Source organism: Bacteroides sp. AM54-2NS (genome assembly GCF_003602935.1).
Taxonomy (GTDB): domain Bacteria; phylum Bacteroidota; class Bacteroidia; order Bacteroidales; family Bacteroidaceae; genus Bacteroides; species Bacteroides xylanisolvens.
Window position 1 is genome coordinate 70,958 of the sequence record NZ_QTMZ01000012.1, and the last position, 16,245, is coordinate 87,202.

General features: G+C 42.3%; 11 protein-coding genes, 1 tRNA gene and 3 pseudogenes. 7 read left to right on the forward strand and 8 right to left on the reverse strand.

Annotated elements, in window-relative coordinates:
* Positions 1-172: 172 nt before the first annotated feature.
* The 6 genes and pseudogenes from DXA05_RS09725 to DXA05_RS09750 all read right to left on the reverse strand — a co-directional run bounded on the left by DXA05_RS09725 (position 173) and on the right by DXA05_RS09750 (position 7,861).
* Positions 173-1,309, reverse strand: a complete 1,137-nt coding sequence (locus DXA05_RS09725) for an endo-1,4-beta-xylanase (RefSeq protein ID WP_128859116.1) — start codon at positions 1,307-1,309, stop codon at positions 173-175.
* A gap of 29 nt (positions 1,310-1,338) precedes the next feature.
* Positions 1,339-2,823 (reverse strand): MFS transporter, encoded by a 1,485-nt coding sequence (locus DXA05_RS09730; protein WP_055236097.1) that lies wholly within the window; start codon positions 2,821-2,823, stop codon positions 1,339-1,341.
* A gap of 21 nt (positions 2,824-2,844) precedes the next feature.
* Positions 2,845-4,490: pseudogene (locus DXA05_RS09735) on the reverse strand (sialate O-acetylesterase).
* 442 nt (positions 4,491-4,932) lie between these two features.
* Positions 4,933-6,939, reverse strand: coding sequence for a type I pullulanase (gene pulA / locus DXA05_RS09740; protein WP_128859117.1), 2,007 nt, complete (start codon positions 6,937-6,939; stop codon positions 4,933-4,935).
* Positions 6,940-6,995: 56 nt separating this feature from the next.
* A complete protein-coding gene (gene ruvC / locus DXA05_RS09745; protein ID WP_004312686.1) occupies positions 6,996-7,562 on the reverse strand; it encodes a crossover junction endodeoxyribonuclease RuvC in 567 nt (188 codons plus the stop codon).
* On the reverse strand, positions 7,559-7,861 hold the full coding sequence (locus tag DXA05_RS09750; protein ID WP_004312687.1) for a DUF4286 family protein: 303 nt from the start codon (positions 7,859-7,861) through the stop codon (positions 7,559-7,561). The genes ruvC and DXA05_RS09750 overlap by 4 nt, the downstream gene beginning before the upstream one ends.
* A gap of 117 nt (positions 7,862-7,978) precedes the next feature.
* On the opposite strand from DXA05_RS09750, the gene DXA05_RS09755 reads away from it, so the two are divergent.
* Both DXA05_RS09755 and DXA05_RS09760 read left to right on the forward strand, forming a co-directional pair.
* Positions 7,979-8,052, forward strand: a tRNA-Ala gene (locus DXA05_RS09755).
* Positions 8,053-8,094: 42 nt separating this feature from the next.
* The gene (locus DXA05_RS09760) at positions 8,095-8,721 is read left to right on the forward strand and encodes a hypothetical protein (protein ID WP_128859118.1); all 627 of its coding nucleotides are present in this window, start codon (positions 8,095-8,097) and stop codon (positions 8,719-8,721) included.
* A gap of 20 nt (positions 8,722-8,741) precedes the next feature.
* Here the strand turns inward: DXA05_RS09760 and DXA05_RS09765 are convergent, their stop codons facing one another.
* A complete protein-coding gene (locus DXA05_RS09765) occupies positions 8,742-8,954 on the reverse strand; it encodes a hypothetical protein (protein WP_117683591.1) in 213 nt (70 codons plus the stop codon).
* Positions 8,955-9,619: 665 nt separating this feature from the next.
* Positions 9,620-10,636 (reverse strand): energy transducer TonB, encoded by a 1,017-nt coding sequence (locus DXA05_RS09770; protein WP_055236113.1) that lies wholly within the window; start codon positions 10,634-10,636, stop codon positions 9,620-9,622.
* Between the two features lie 120 nt (positions 10,637-10,756).
* Here DXA05_RS09770 and pheS point away from each other — a divergent pair.
* The 5 genes and pseudogenes from pheS (at position 10,757) to DXA05_RS09795 (ending at position 16,237) form a co-directional block, all read left to right on the forward strand.
* Positions 10,757-11,775 (forward strand): annotated as a pseudogene (gene pheS / locus DXA05_RS09775) (phenylalanine--tRNA ligase subunit alpha).
* A 141-nt stretch (positions 11,776-11,916) separates the two neighbouring features.
* Positions 11,917-13,116, forward strand: a complete 1,200-nt coding sequence (locus tag DXA05_RS09780; RefSeq protein WP_049703500.1) for an MFS transporter — start codon at positions 11,917-11,919, stop codon at positions 13,114-13,116.
* Entirely contained in the window at positions 13,113-13,790 is a 678-nt protein-coding gene (nth, locus tag DXA05_RS09785) for an endonuclease III (protein ID WP_118407267.1), read from the forward strand. The genes DXA05_RS09780 and nth overlap by 4 nt, the downstream gene beginning before the upstream one ends.
* Positions 13,791-13,883: 93 nt before the next feature.
* Positions 13,884-15,142 (forward strand): annotated as a pseudogene (locus DXA05_RS09790) (phosphoglycerate kinase).
* A gap of 117 nt (positions 15,143-15,259) precedes the next feature.
* A complete protein-coding gene (locus DXA05_RS09795) occupies positions 15,260-16,237 on the forward strand; it encodes a MetQ/NlpA family ABC transporter substrate-binding protein (protein ID WP_128859119.1) in 978 nt (325 codons plus the stop codon).
* The last annotated feature ends 8 nt before the right edge of the window (positions 16,238-16,245 follow it).

Here is a 16,245-nt window from a genome sequence, read left to right on the forward strand (position 1 = left end):
AATGGGAATTTCTATTTCACCACAGAGGACACGGAGTACACAGAGGTTTAATCTTTTTATTCACTATAGAGTAACACAGAGTCTCACGTATTGAGAATCGTATTTATCGCTCTGTTTTACTTACGGAAAGAGAGAGAAGAACTCTGTGTCCTCTGTGGTGAACTCCAAATGATCATTTCTGCATAGCCTCTTTTATAATCAAATCAACTACCGGTTTCGGCTGATGATTGCGGTCGAAAAGCAATGGATAATCCGTACGTCCTCTCATCGGCCAGTCGTTACGCCACGAATCCTGATCGGCTACTCCCCAAACAGTAACTCTTGTTATGATATCCTGATGTTTCAGGAACAGACGGAAGAAGTCATTCATTCTCTCTATCCATGCTTTTGATACTTCTTCCGGTAATCCGTCCGAATAAGGATTCATCTCTTTTTTATATTCAAAAGATGCCGAGACTTCCGCACCAACCTTGGGGTCGGGTGATGGCAATACAGTCAGATCCAATTCTGTAATCATTACCGTCACTCCCGCTTTGGCAAAGGCAAGCATACTTTCTTCAAACTCGCTGATTTTCGGATAGTCCATGCCGATATGTCCTTGCATCCCCACCGCATCAATACGGATACCGCGTTTCTTCAAGTCTTTCACCATCTTCACAACTGCCGCTCTTCTGCCCGGTTGAGCCATTGAATAATCGTTATAATAAAGCTCTGCATCCGGATCGGCCTCGTGTGCATATTGAAAAGCCAATGGGATATATTCTTCACCTAGAATTTCATAAAACTTAGTCTTACGATATGCTCCATTATCTTCAATCGCTTCATTCACCACATCCCAACCTTTAATACGGCCTTTGTAGCGCTTCACAATAGTGGTGATATGATCTTTCATCCGTTTCTTCAATACTTCCGGAGACACATTTTTGCCATTCTCATCCACGCAGAACCAGGGAGAAAGCTGCGAATGCCAAATCAACGTATGTCCTGTGATTGCCAAATGATTTTTCTCTCCAAAAGCAACAAATTCATCTGCCTGTGTGAAATTATAACGGTTCTCCTTCGGATGCATTTCCTGACTCTTCATACAATTCTCTGCTACAATAGCATTAAATTGTTCCTGAATTACGCGCACTCCTGCCTTATCCTGACCGGATGCTTGTCGTGTATTCACTGCTGTTCCTATCAGGAATTTATCCTTCAAAGCTTCTTTCAAAGTCTTTGTTTCTTGTGCAAAAGCTACCGAAGTACTAGTTATCAGGGCTACAGCAGCCAACAAAGAAACTACGGTTGTTCTTGTCGAAATCTTCATATAGTCTATCTATTAGTTATAGTTATTAATCAATTGTTTTCCAAACGGCGTTTTGCCAAATCGTCCTGAATATGCTCATTCAACTTCTTAGAAATAGGATAAAAGAACAAAGCAATTACTCCTACAAAGAAAGTGATGGCAGGAATCACGCTGGATGTCAAACGGATACCGAAAATAGCGTTTTCTGTCTGTACTGTGTTAGATACAAAACCGAACGAATCGACAATCGCACCGCAAATAGCTCCCCCTATACCTAGTCCGGCTTTCAAGGCAAAGACTACACCTGCAAATACAAATCCTGTCGCACGACGATGGTTCACCCATTCTGAATGATCGGCAACATCTCCCATCATTGCCCAAAGCAATGGAATAGTAGGTGCGTATGCCAAACTCTTCAAACAGTTAATAATAAAGATCGTACTTATGCTTGTCGAATCTACCACAAAAAACAGGGCTGTAAAAAAGGCTGTCAGTGCCAGGCAGATCAAAAATACATTCCGCTTGCCAAAGATATTGGAAAGAAATCCGGAAAGCAATATTACACCCGCCAAAGTGATAACCTGCCCAATCATATTGAACAAACTGAAACCTACAGCAAACACATTACTATGATCGGGCTGCGCAATCAGTCCGAAAGCATCAAGGAAAGTGTGCCACATTCCATAAGTTTCTCCTTCTATCCGTACTAATCCGAAGTTCTGCAAGAAATCAAAAAGGGCTGTTTTATCTACGAAATAATTAAAGTAGTAAGACATACTGCTGCCCCACATAGCCAATGTCGTAAACAAAAAGAGAGTTAAGATAAACATCGCTTTCCATGGACGGCTGCTTACGATATCTTTAAAATCCTGTTTCACGGAAGTTTTCTGACCTACGGGAGGCGTGATACGCTCTTTGGCAGAAAAGAATGTGATTACTAAAAGAACAACTCCGATGATGGCAAACAGGGTAATTGTCAGGAACCATCCACGTTGATCGTCGCCTTGCCCGAACTTGGAGACTAACGGCAAAGTAAGCCCCTGCACAACAAAAGTGGCGATTGTAGCTGTCACAAAACGGACGGACGAGATACTGGTACGTTCTTTGATGTCACTTGTCATCACACCGCCCAAAGAGGCATACGGGGTATTATTGAAGGAGTAAATAGACATTAATAAGGTATAAGTGATACCTGCATAAATAATCTTCCCACGCTCACTCAAATCGGGTGTCGTAAATGCCAGAATGAAGAATACGGCAAAAGGAATAGCTGTCCACAACAACCAGGGACGGTATTTACCCCAACGGGTATTGGTTCTGTCGGACAGGATACCTACCACCGGATCGACAAACGCATCGAAAATGCGTGCGACCAGCAATATCATACCTGCTGCTGTTGCTTTGATTCCAAACACATCTGTATAGAAGAAGAGTTGGAACATCATCATCATCTGAAAAATCAGGTTCGCCGAACCATCACCCAAGCTATAACCGATTTTCTCGGCCATCGACACTTTTTGAGTCTGTGTTTTCATGGTACTAATCTCTTTTTTAATTTATTTGACTCTTTGTTGAAAGACCGCCTGGGAAACACGTTGTCCCAACGTCTTTTTATCCAATGGATGGATATCATTCCATTCTCCTAAATCACCGTTTTTAATTAGAGTGACATTTTTATTTGTATTGGCTACTTCTGCCTGCACTTTCCGGAATTCTGCCCAAGCAGCACGCCCTCCTTTATCTTCGGGTGAGAGGAAATCCGCCAGTTCAATCACATAGAAAGGCATATCAGGTCGATTCCAATGCTGTCTCCAATCCGCAATCATCGCCGTCAACAGGTCTTTATACTCATTTCTGCGAGACACATTCGATTCACCCTGATACCAGATAATACCAGATACCGTATAATTCAGCAATGGGGCAATCATAGCATTATAAAGTCCTACGGGTTTATAATGGAAAGCAGTCTGTCCCGGAGCAGCAGGCATGGGAGCGCCGAGGCGATATTTCCAATTACCTTCGAGACTAATCTCCGATTCTCCTTTTTCCGGCTGACCTTTTCCGAAAAATATCTTATAAGGTTTCTCCTTTACAAAATGAGGGAAACCGCCATAACTGAAAAGACGTATGGTTATCGTGTTTTTTCCAGCTTTCAACAATCCGGCGGGAATGGTATAGATACGTGGTGGATATTGATAAGAAACAGTTCCCACAAACGTACCATTACATAGACGGAGTCTGCATCTACGATGCATCCCAGGCGAAGAGTTGCCTTCTCTCCCGCTTGTTGCCCGGACACCTGAAAATCTTTACGGAACCAATGGGAACCATTGATTGTATTCAATCCGTTAGTAGCCCAACCGGAAGCAAACAAATCGGTCGGTGTCCAATCACTGTCATCATAGCCGGCAGCATACCAAGGGATGGTTTCATGCATTCCTTTATCTCCCTGATACAGTGCTACATTCCAGGCACGGCTTTTCTTGCTCTCTTCTTTTTTCATTGATTCTACCAAGTCATCTGATTCGTAGATACGTTTTTCGTTCAGATAATAAGGAAAAGGTTTCAAACCTTCCTCGCTGATCCACGCTTCTACCGGTGAACCTCCGACACTGGAGTTTATGATTCCTACCGGAACCTTTGTTTTCTGAAAGTAATCTTTAGTAAAGAAATAAACCAAAGCAGAGAAAGACATCACATTTTCAGGAGTCATAGCCTTCCAAAAGATTCCCGAAATATCTGTCTGCGGGGCATGAAAGTTATACAATAGAGGAGTTTTTATGTAACGTACCATCGGATAATTACTGTCCGCAGATATCTCATCCCGAAAACGGTCTGTAACCCGTGAAACGGGTAATTCCATATTCGACTGGCCAGAACATACCCAAACGTCACCCACAAGAATATCCTTTAACTCTATATCATTAATAATCATCGTGTAAGGACCACCAGCTTTCAAGGCAGGCAAGATCACTTTCCAGTTGCCTTGCGCATCGGCAACGGTCTTATATTTCTTTTTTTGAAAAGTTATACTAACAGTTTCATCAGGATCAGCCGTTCCCCAAATATTGACAGGCTCCCCGCGTTGAAGCACCATTCCGTCGGAAACAAGAGTGGGAAGTTTAACCTTTGCTTCACCCAACAGAGTGAAGCAAAGGAACACAACTACTAACCCAACCTTATAAAACCAATACTTATTCATTATCCATCTTTTCTTTTATGTCTTTATTAGTAATCCGGAAAGAAAAACACTCCATCCTGAATTCCACTTTGCAAACTTAGGAAGTTTCTCTCCGCTTACCCAAAGATTTTGATTCAAATCATTACTCGCTTGTTACATCATCGTTTACGTATGTTACAAATACTTGTCGTAATGTTACATCCAAATTAAGATTGCCGATGAATAGGAGGAAAATGAAGGATTTAGAAAGAACGGATTACAGTAGTTATTGTTATTCATTCTATCTATTTAAAGATGATAGAAATGCCGGCAACCAACGTTGAGTTGTTATATATGCTATAAATAAAAAGTGCCGACTAACCAGCCGGCACATGATTTCATTTGTTCCATTAGACTGAAACAGGTAGCCAGTCTACTGCATAAAAAACTTGAGTATCTCGGAATTGTAGTAAACAGAAAAAAACTACTTGTACATAATCAACGCAGACTGACCGGGAACAATCACCTCCGGTCCGGTTTGCGTACCCAATCCACGCACATCTATCACTCCATCTTTACATACTACCGTATATTTACCAACAGGAATTTCCAGTCGTGCAGGAGTCGTACGGGAATTAAAGGCTACGATAATATCTTCCCAGCTATCTCCATTCGCACGCTCTTTGAGGCGAAACGCAATCAGGTTTTGCCCTTCAACCGGAAGGAACTCCAGATGCTTCCGGACCATTTCTGCATTTCCCATACGGAAAGCCGGATGAGACTTACGAAGATCAATGAGTCGTTTATAGTACGTGAAAATATCTCCGTTTGTCGTTTTGCGTCTCCAGTCAATGGCATTGATGGCATCCGGACTCTTATAACTATTGTCTATCCCTTGTTTATCACGCATCACTTCTTCACCTGCATAGATAAAAGGAATTCCCTGTGAAGTTAAGACTACCGTTTGTGCCAGCTTATCAAGTCGAACCAACTGTTCGGGAGTAGCTCCCGGCATGCTTGCCTTCAATCGGTCTACAAGACACAAACCATCATGACAGGAAACATAGCTAACCATCTGGGTAGGCTGTTCCGCCCACGGCTTCTGACTATAATTTACGGAATCACAGCGTACTTGCGGATGCTTAATAGCTCCAACAATTCCGAATTTTACGCTCATTTCTCCCCCCGGCACTCCGACAAGGAAAGCTCCTTTGTCCTTCTCCCATACAGGACCGCAAAGCCCGTCACGTAATTCGTCCGAGAATACCGCAATTCCAGGCATCTGGGAAATATTCCCTTTCATCGCCAATGAATCTGCCGGATATTGAGGAGCTTCAGCCGCCCAACCTTCTCCATAGATACAAATAATAGGATCGACTTTGTTGACAGCCTTTCGAATCTCGTTCATTGTTTCAATATCATGCACCCCCATCAAGTCAAAGCGGAAGCCGTCAATATGATATTCTTTTATCCAATAAAGAACAGACTCTATCATGAACTTACGCATCATAGACCGTTCACTTGCTGTTTCATTGCCACACCCTGAACCATTTGCCAATGTGCCATCCTCTTTCTGACGGTAAAAATAGCCGGGAACGGTACGTTCAAAATTACTTTCAAGTGTATTAAAAGTGTGATTGTAAACCACATCCATTATCACGCGTATTCCAGCTCTATGCAACGCTTGTACCATCTGTTTGAACTCTTTCACGCGAACAGCAGGCTGATAAGGATCAGTTGAATAAGAACCATCCGGTACATTATAATTCGCCGGATCATATCCCCAGTTATAGTGATTTTCATCTAATTTTGTTTCGTCGATAGAAGCATAATCAGAAGAAGGAAGAAGATGCACATGTGTCACTCCCAGCTCTACCAGATGGTCGATACCTGTTGGTTGATTGCCGGAATTCACCGTCCCATGTTCAGTCAGTGCAAGGTATTTGCCCTTATTTTTTATTCCCGAAGTAGAGTCGACAGAGAAGTCACGATGATGCATTTCATAGATAATCATATCAGCAGGAGATTTCAGAGAAGGACGTCGGTCATTCTCCCACCCCTCCGGATTGGTAGTCTTCCAGTCGATGATAGCTGCACGCTTTCCGTTCACTCCTACAGCGTGAGCATTAATCCCCGGCGTGTCGCCCTGCCATTTATCGTTGATTTTTACATTGAAAGCATAGTATTTGCCGAGCAGATCCTTATCTACGGATGTCGTCCAGGTTCCATTCTCACCGAGTTCCATCTTTACTGTTTCGTAAGCATGTCCGCCTTCTCCGGCATCATAAAGCATCAGGCGCACCTCTTCTGCAGTCGGTGACCAAAGGAAAAATTTGGTTGCCAACGGCGTATATTCCATCTCTGTAAGGCTTCCCATACGAACCGGATATAATTCAAAAGAAGTATATTCCTTCTTCGTTGGGGAACAACTCATCACTGTTGTCACTGTAGTCACACCCAATATCGCTAAATAATTATTTCCTATCTTCATTCTAAACCTCCCCCTATGCTACACACCATATCTATCCCCCCATAAAATTAAATGCTTTATTTCACCTTATCCGGATTCTTCGCTATAAAATCCTTCCAACTACTATACCCTTTTTCCATTGCCGGTCGCCCCATTTGCAGGAAATGACAATAAGCCGCTGCCAAACCATCTGTTGCATCCATAAAAGTAGGCATATCATCTTTTGAGAACCGTAGCATCCTTTGCAGCATATCCGCCACTTGTTCTTTTGATGCCTGCCCGTTTCCGGTGATAGCCATTTTTATCTTCAAAGGGGCATATTCGGTGATTGGAATATCCCGGCTCAACGCTACTGCCATTGCTACCCCTTGTGCACGACCTAACTTCAACATCGATTGCACATTTTTTCCGAAGAAAGGTGCTTCAATAGCCAACTCATCCGGTAGATAACTTTCAATAATACTCAATACCCGTTCATGGATATGACGAAGTTTCAGATAGTGATTGGCAAATTTACGTAAGTCGATAATCCCCATCGCAATCATTTCGGGCTTGGTTCCCCTCACCCTTAGAACCCCGTATCCCATGATTGTCGTACCGGGGTCAATCCCCAGGATTATCTTTTCTTTTACCGGTTGAATCACTCTATCACCTCCATCAAGGTCGGAAATCCGATCACTTTATCTTTAAATATTTTTACCAGTTCGTCATTCAGTCGCACCCCCTGTTCCAAATGCCAGCGATGTAATAACCCACTGCTTTCTACCTCCCATTGCAAAGAATACGCACTTCCTTCTTCCCGATGACTCAATATCCGGCAAATACGCGGTGCCTTCAACGCACCGTGTTTCTGTACTTCAGGGATATAACTCTCTTTTATCCAAATCATGAAATTGTCGTGAACGTCATCGTCCACTTGAAAAGTTGTATTATAAATCAGCATATCTTAATTTCATACTATTATTTACCGCAAACATAGCAATTATTTCAGAATAATGCATTATATTTGCGGCAACAAAAAAAAGATTCGTTTACAAACGTTATCATATAAGACAAAAAAGGGGCGTTAGCTCATCTGGCTAGAGCGTAACACTGGCAGTGTTAAGGTGATCGGTTCGAGTCCGATACGCTCCACTTTTTTCTCTCCCAACTTTGAACTTTAATAGTGTACTGGACATGAAAATCACAAAATTTGTCACTATTCTTCTAATCATCCCATGCTTAATTTCCTGCTACGGGAACAAGTCTTCAAAAACAACACAATCAAACAATGCAGACTATGATATACGCCTCAATGATAGCATAGCAGCAGTAAACGCAATGCTAGAAGAAGGGAACGCTGATGGAGAAAAAATAAATGCTTTTTTAGACGCATATATGTCTAAACATCCTAATTGTTTCAACAATGACATCCAAAGAAAAAAAGCAGGAAAAGAATTGCGTTCTTTGTTAGAAAAGGAACTTGAGAATAACCCTGATTTCCTTTCTGATATAGCAGTCAAATTCGCTTCTATGGATAAAGTTAAAAGTACTGATAATAAAGGATATAAATATCTTATATCCTTTACCTGTAGCAGCCTTCAAAAAACCGGAAAGTATAATATTTCTTTCAGAATTATAACGGCTTTAGATGAGGAAGAAGCCTCCAATCTTATTGATAATCAGAAGTATTATATTCAAGGAAAATTCATAAGTCTTTCCGAAAAGGAATCGATAAATATTAGACTAGATGTATTTGATGACAAAACAATTGAGATAGGGAGTATTTTTATCAAAGAACCTATCGTTACTCCGGCAAACTAAAGAAAAAAAGAAAAGGACCTTTACTCAAGGTCCTTTTTTATCACTTCGTCCATTTCTTTTATACGTTTCTCGCGGTCTTTAATAGGACCGTCTTTCTTGTCATTCTTGAATACATCATCGGCACGGTCGGCAACCTCACCGCTCCATTCTTCAAACTGGTCCTTGGCCGGACGATCATTCGGTTCGATATTTTCTTCGGCTATCGAATCATGCCTGTTAATCATATCATTCATAAGTTCTCGTTTTAAAAGTTTATGGCTATAAGACAATACAAACGAAGAAAAGTTTTCTGTTTTAATGATTTTTGAAGAAATCAATCATGTTATTATACTATCAAAAGTACTCCAACATAATCCAGCTTACAGAGTAAAGGTTGTTTCATCGGCGAGAAACTACAGTTCCATCGGCGTGAAACTATAGTTTCATCAGTAAGAAACTAATAGTTCCAAGCAAGAGAAATAAAAGTTTCAAGCCTACGAAACTGTAGTTTCAAGCCGATGAACAAATAGTTTCAAGGCTTGAAACTATCAGTCACAAGGCAGATCCCGTCCCGTAAGTACAAGGGTAATAAATAGAATAGCCAATCTGCCTGTAGTTAATACTATTTAGGTAATGAAACTTCATCTGTGATTTTTACTTGATTCGGGTATGCACCTCTATCACACCTTTGTAGTGCGTTTATTTCTCCTTGGCTTTGCAGTGACAGCACTATTGCCGTCACAGTGCTGTCACCACGTTGCTGTCACGCCATTAACTTTTCATAATCAAACAGTTAAGTTGCAATCTGTGACAGATGACAGCAAATTTATTTTTTTATTTATTAGAGAGAGGCTGCCTAAGTTCAAGTTATAAATGCAATATCTCTTTTTTATTAATCGGACTTTGGATGCAAAGTTGCTTATTTATTCCGATAAAGTTGCGGACGGAAAGGAATATAAAGAGTATAATTACTATCCGCCGGCTTTCCTCCCGCCAATGCAGGGGACCATTTCGGCATCCCTTTAACAATGCGGAGAGCCTCCTCTGCAAATTCCGGATGAGTGGAACGTAGAATATGAGGACGAAGGATAACCCCTTCCTTATCAATAGTAAACTCACATAAAGCATAACCCGAAACATTCTTCTCTAAAAGTCCTGCCGGATAAACCATTTCATTGGCAATATATTCTTCCGGACTCATCGCAGAGAAATGAGCAGGTTCTTCCACCTGCCTTCCGGAAAGCGTCTTTGCACGGGGACCTACCGGATAAATTCCAACATACATCGGTTGTTTATAAGCATCCGGTTCTTCCTTACTACGCTGTTGCAATGCTTTCAATAGAGAAGCAGCCTCTTCCGCCAATGTCTGTTCCAAAATATTCTCTCCCCGGGATAACATATATGCCGACTGACAAACCAATACAAGACGTTCCATCAACGTTCCTTTTTCCGGCGACCATTTTCGTCCCATCCGTTCTTTGCCTTTTGCGTCCGTAGAAGAAAAGTAATAGACAATTCCATCTAAACCAGCCGTAGAACCATCCAGATCCTGCACCTGCTCTGTCACCAAACGAAAGATGGCCCCTAAAGACTGATACAGGGAAGCACTGATGACAACCGATTTAGTATCCACCGTCACTGTCCCCTTCTCCGCTTGCCAATAGGTACGGGATAGTGTATTCGAAATCAGCGTATAACGCCCGTTTTTCCTTTCTACCGACATTGCATACTCCGGCGAAAAGGAAGGAATAGCTGCGAAACGCGCGTATGGCTGTTTCTGAAAGCCAGTATTAAGTAAAGAAAACACACTACGGTAATATTCGCCTAACTCGCCTGTATAAGAAGAAAAAGGTTTCACCGGCTCCAAATAGTCAATCTGGGCCGCCAGGCGAAAAGAAAAGGTTAAAAGCAGAAGACAGAAAACAATCTTTTTCATAAGTTGCCGGATTTTCGGTACATATCGGCAACAAAGATACAAATTATTTCGATGGTTCGTGATAAAATTATATCTTTGCACGGTTTTTACTAAGAAACTGAATAACAATACATCGAAAATATGATAGCTAAGATTGAACAACTTCTGAAAGAGGTGGAAGCCTTACACGCCTCCAATGCCGAAGAACTCGAAGCTCTCCGCATTAAATACCTAAGTAAGAAGGGAGCCATTAACGACTTAATGGCAGATTTCCGTAATGTAGCTGCCGATCAGAAAAAAGAAGTCGGCATGAGACTGAATGAACTGAAAACAAAAGCGCAGGACAAAATCAACGCGCTGAAAGAATTGTTTGAAAGTCAGGACAATGATTGTGACGGATTGGATTTGACGCGTTCGGCTTATCCCGTGGAACTTGGTACACGCCACCCGCTCACCATTGTAAAGAACGAAATCATCGATATCTTTGCCCGCCTGGGATTCAGCATCGCCGAAGGTCCGGAAATTGAAGATGACTGGCATGTATTCTCGGCACTGAACTTTGCCGAAGATCATCCGGCACGCGATATGCAGGACACTTTCTTTATCGAAGCTCACCCGGACGTAGTATTGCGCACGCATACTTCTTCCGTACAGACCCGTGTGATGGAAACTTCACAACCTCCTATCCGCATCATCTGTCCGGGACGTGTGTATCGTAACGAAGCAATCAGCTATCGCGCACACTGTTTCTTCCATCAGGTAGAAGCGTTGTATGTAGACAAAAACGTATCGTTCACCGACTTGAAACAAGTATTGTTGCTTTTCGCTAAAGAATGTTCGGTGCTGATACAAAGATTCGTCTGCGTCCGTCTTACTTCCCGTTCACTGAACCTAGTGCGGAAATGGACATCAGCTGTAATATCTGCGGCGGTAAAGGTTGTCCGTTCTGTAAACACACCGGCTGGGTAGAAATCCTCGGTTGCGGTATGGTAGACCCGAACGTACTTGAATCTAACGGTATAGACAGCAAAATATACAGCGGTTATGCTCTCGGTATGGGTATCGAGCGTATCACAAACCTGAAATATCAGGTGAAAGACCTCCGTATGTTCTCTGAAAATGATACTCGCTTCCTGAAAGAATTCGAAGCGGCATATTAATTTACGATTGGACAATTTACGATTTACGATTGATGGTAACGTCTCTCGTAAATCGTAAATTTTCAATCACTCTATATTTTCACTATCCGAATGGGCACTCCCAATCGTAAATAGTAAATCGTCTAATCGTAAATAATTCCAATGGCAAAGGATAGACTCATTACTCCCAGTTATTGTTTCATCTTGGCAGCCAACTTCCTGCTCTACTTCGGCTTTTGGTTGTTGATTCCTGTTTTGCCGTTCTATTTATCAGAATTCTTCCAAACTGGAAATTCCACTATTGGCATTGTACTTTCCTGCTATACGGTAGCCGCTCTCTGCATCCGTCCGTTTTCCGGTTATCTGCTCGACACGTTTGCCCGTAAACCTCTTTATCTGTTTGCTTACTTCATCTTTATGATGATGTTCGGTGGATATTTAATAGCCGGCTCCCTTACCTTATTTATTATATTCCGAATCATTCATGGCATCTCTTTCGGAATGGTTACAGTAGGAGGAAACACGGTAGTGATAGACATTATGCCATCTTCCCGCCGTGGAGAAGGTTTAGGCTATTACGGGCTTACCAACAATACAGCTATGTCCATCGGGCCGATGTTCGGACTGTTTCTGCACGATGCAGGAGTCTCTTTTGCTACGATCTTCTGTTACGCATTCGGTTCCTGCATTTTGGGTTTTCTATGTGCCAGTCTGGTAAAAACGCCCTATAAACCTCCTGTGAAACGTGAACCGATTTCACTCGACCGTTTTATTTTGATGAAAGGATTGCCAGCCGGATTTAGCCTATTGTTACTTTCCATCCCTTACGGAATGACAACCAACTATGTCGCCATGTATGCCCGCCAAATAGGATTGAACACGCAAACCGGATTCTTCTTTACCTTTATGGCTGTCGGCATGGCAATCTCCCGCATCTTTTCGGGAAAACTGGTGGATCGCGGAAAGATAACACAAGTAATAATAGCCGGATTATACCTGGTTGTTTGCAGTTTCTTCCTGCTTTCAGCCTGTGTATATCTGATTCAATGGAATGATACCGTTTGCAACATCCTGTTTTTTGGTATCGCATTGTTGATGGGGGTCGGATTTGGAATCATGTTTCCGGCATTTAATACGTTGTTTGTCAACCTTGCCCCCAATAGCCAGCGGGGAACAGCCACTTCCACCTATCTTACCTCTTGGGACGTAGGAATCGGTATCGGTATGCTGACCGGTGGATATATCGCAGAAATTAGTACATTTGATAAGGCTTATCTTTTCGGAGCCTGCCTGACAGTAGTTTCCGCCCTCTATTTCAAACTAAAAGTGACGCCTCATTACCATAAAAATAAGCTACGATGAGAAAGAAAGAACGTTATGAGAAAGTAATCGCCTGGTTTCAAGACAATGTACCTGTAGCCGAGACCGAACTGCATTACAACAATCCGTATGAGTTGCTGATCGCTGTTATTCTTTCTGCACAATGTACGGACAAACGGGTGAATATGATCACTCCCCCTTTGTATAAAGATTTTCCGACTCCGGAAGCGCTGGCAGCCACTACGCCGGAAGTTATTTTCGAATATATACGAAGTGTGTCCTATCCGAACAACAAAGCCAAACATCTGGTCGGTATGGCAAAGATGCTGGTGAATGACTTCAATAGTCAGGTGCCCGACAATCTGGATGATTTGATAAAGTTGCCCGGTGTAGGAAGAAAAACAGCCAATGTCATCCAGTCGGTTGTGTTTAATAAGGCTGCAATGGCGGTAGATACACACGTATTCCGTGTCAGCCATCGCATCGGACTGGTGCCGGATAGTTGCACTACCCCGTTCAGTGTGGAAAAAGAATTGGTGAAGAATATTCCGGAAAAACTCATACCGATTGCCCACCATTGGCTCATTCTGCACGGTCGTTATGTTTGTCAGGCACGCACTCCCAAATGTGACACCTGTGGTTTGCAAATGATGTGCAAATATTTCTGTAACACCTATAAAGTTACAAAAGAGGAACCAAAAGCCAAGAATAAATAACGATTTAATAGCAAGGAACCGAAATAAATAGTAACTTTGCGGTCGTTCTAAAAGAAGAATTTTAAAAACACTTTTAAATAAAAATAGAGTATTATGCAGACAATTGACAAATTCAATTTTGCCGGTAAAAAGGCATTTGTTCGCGTGGACTTCAATGTACCCCTGGACGAAAACTTCAACATTACAGATGACACTCGTATGCGTGCAGCTCTTCCTACTTTGAAGAAGATCCTGGCAGACGGCGGAAGCATCATCATTGGCTCTCACCTGGGCCGTCCGAAAGGCGTTGCCGATAAATTCTCTTTGAAACATATCATCAAGCATCTGTCTGAATTGCTGGGCGTTGAAGTTCAGTTCGCTAACGACTGCATGGGCGAAGAAGCTGCTGTAAAAGCTGCTGCTCTGCAACCGGGAGAAGTGCTGTTGCTCGAAAATCTTCGCTTCTATGCTGAAGAAGAAGGCAAACCAAGAGGTTTGGCTGAAGATGCAACTGACGAAGAAAAAGCTGCTGCCAAGAAAGCAGTAAAAGAAAGCCAGAAAGAATTTACTAAGAAATTGGCTTCTTACGCTGACTGCTACGTAAACGACGCATTTGGTACTGCTCACCGTGCACACGCTTCTACAGCATTGATCGCTAAATATTTCGATGTAAACAACAAGATGTTCGGTTACCTGATGGAAAAAGAAGTGAAAGCCGTTGACAAAGTATTGAACGACATCAAACGTCCGTTCACTGCTATCATGGGTGGTTCTAAAGTTTCTTCTAAAATCGAAATCATCGAAAACCTGTTGAGCAAGGTAGACAACTTAATCATCGCCGGTGGTATGACTTATACATTTACTAAGGCTATGGGTGGTAAAATCGGTATCTCTATCTGTGAGGACGACAAACTTGACCTGGCTTTGGATTTGATGAAGAAAGCAAAAGAAAAAGGTGTAAACCTGGTATTGGCTGTTGACGCTAAGATGCTGACGCATTCTCTAACGATGCAAATACTAAATTCTGTGCTGTTGACGAAATTCCTGACGGATGGGAAGGTCTTGACATCGGTCCTAAGACTGAAGAAATCTTCGCTAACGTTATCAAAGAATCTAAGACTATTCTTTGGAACGGTCCTACAGGCGTATTCGAATTTGACAACTTCACTCACGGCTCACGTGCAGTAGGTGAAGCAATCGTTGAAGCAACTAAGAACGGCGCATTCTCACTTGTGGGTGGTGGCGACTCTGTAGCTTGTGTTAACAAGTTCGGTTTGGCTAGCGGTGTATCTTACGTTTCAACCGGTGGTGGCGCATTGCTCGAAGCAATCGAAGGAAAAGTTCTTCCGGGTATCGCTGCTATTCAAGAATAATAGAACTAGATAATTAGTTAATTTTTTAAATAGTTAATGATAAGAGGGCAGTTCTTTGTGAAAAGAGTTGCCCTTATTTATAAAAAACGGAGTTCCTCTTATTTACAAAAACGAGGTATGAAAAGACCGATACTACTCTTTTGGTTCATCCTTCTCTTCCTTTACTCCTGTCAGAGTAAAAAAGGAGACAGCTCTTTTTTACCTCTAACCGAACTGCAACCACTCACCCTGGGCATGATGCCTACACTGGACGGACTCCCTTTCCATATAGCTAAAACACAAGGTATCTACGATTCATTAGGGCTGAACCTGACTATTCTTTCATTCAACTCTGCCAACAACCGGGACGCTGCTTTCCAGACCGGGAAAATGGATGGCATGATTACCGACTATCCCAGCGCAGTAGTGCTGCAAGCTATCCATCATGCAGATTTAGGGTTCGTCCTGAAAAATGATGGTTATTTCTGCTTCATTGTCTCTAAAGAAAGTAATATCAATCAACTGGAACAGCTCAAGGAAAAGAATATTGCTGTGTCACGCAACACAGTTATCGAATATGCTACCGACCAGTTATTAAGCAAAGCCGGAATCAGTCTTTCAGAAATGAATATGCCGGAAATCGGCCAGCTTCCTCTCCGACTGCAAATGTTGCAGTACAATCAGATTGACGCCTCTTTCCTGCCCGACCCTGCCGCATCCATCGCCATGAACAGCCAGCATCGTTCATTGGTAAGTACACAGGAATTGGGCATTGATTTTACGGCTACCGCTTTCTCACGAAAAGCGCTCAACGAAAAAAGAAAAGAAATCGAACTACTCATCACAGGTTATAATCTGGGAGTAGATTATATAAAAATGCATCCCCAGAAGGAATGGGAGCAAGTGCTGATAGAAATAGGTGTACCGGAAAATCTGACAGGACTCGTCGCCCTCCCCAATTATCAAAAAGCAAAACGCCCTTCGGCTGAAGGGATAGATAAAGCTATACAGTGGTTGAAAGAAAACCACCGAATCCCCGAAACCTACTCTGAAAAGAATCTGATTGACACAACGTATATCCCCACAGTATCAACCATAATACAGTATCAACCATAATCAAAATC